Below are 690 nucleotides of genomic sequence, written 5' to 3'. Positions count from 1 at the left end.
CCTGCAGGCCCTTGTGCGGCTGGCCGACGAGGTAGCCTTGGGCACCGTCGAAGTTCATCACGCAGGTAACCGAGCCCTTGATGCCCATCTTGTGTTCGATCGAGCCGCAGCGCAGCGCGTTGCGTTCGCCGACCTTGCCGCCGCGGTCGACCTTGAACTTGGGGGTGACGAACAGCGAGATGCCCTTGGCGCCGGCCGGTGCGTCGGGCAGCTTGGCCAGTACCAGGTGGACGATGTTGTCGGTGAGGTCGTGCTCGCCGGCGGTGATGAAGATCTTGGTGCCGGTGATGGCGTAGCTGCCATCGGCGTTGGGCTCGGCCTTGGTCTTGAGCAGGCCCAGGTCCGTGCCGCAGTGCGGTTCGGTCAGGCACATGGTGCCGGTCCAGCGGCCCTCGATCAGCGGCTTGAGGAAGGCGTCCTGCTGCCAGGCTTCGCCGTGCTGCTTGAGCGCTTCGATGGCGCCGTGGGAGAGCAGCGGGAAGTTGCCCCAGGCCAGGTTGGCGGCGTTGATCATTTCATTGAGCGGCACGCCCAGGGTGTGCGGCAGGCCCTGGCCGCCAAGTTCTGGCGCCGCGGTGAGGCCGGTCCAGCCGCCCTCGACGAACTGTGCGTAGGCCTGCTTGAAGCCCGGCGGCGTGGTCACTTCGCCGGTGGCCTGGTCGAGCGCGCAGCCGATTTCGTCACCGACGC

At 67.5% G+C, this 690-nt stretch carries 1 protein-coding gene; it reads right to left on the bottom strand.

Annotated features, from left to right (window positions below):
* A partial coding sequence (locus ACXJKJ_RS30685) for an acyl-CoA dehydrogenase family protein (RefSeq protein ID WP_457395251.1) occupies window positions 1-690 on the bottom strand: 690 nt, incomplete at both ends.

The sequence above is a fragment of the Roseateles sp. P5_E1 genome (assembly GCF_054049335.1).
The sequence above is the reverse complement of the archived record's forward strand: the minus strand, read 5'-3'. Positions and strand labels throughout refer to the sequence as shown.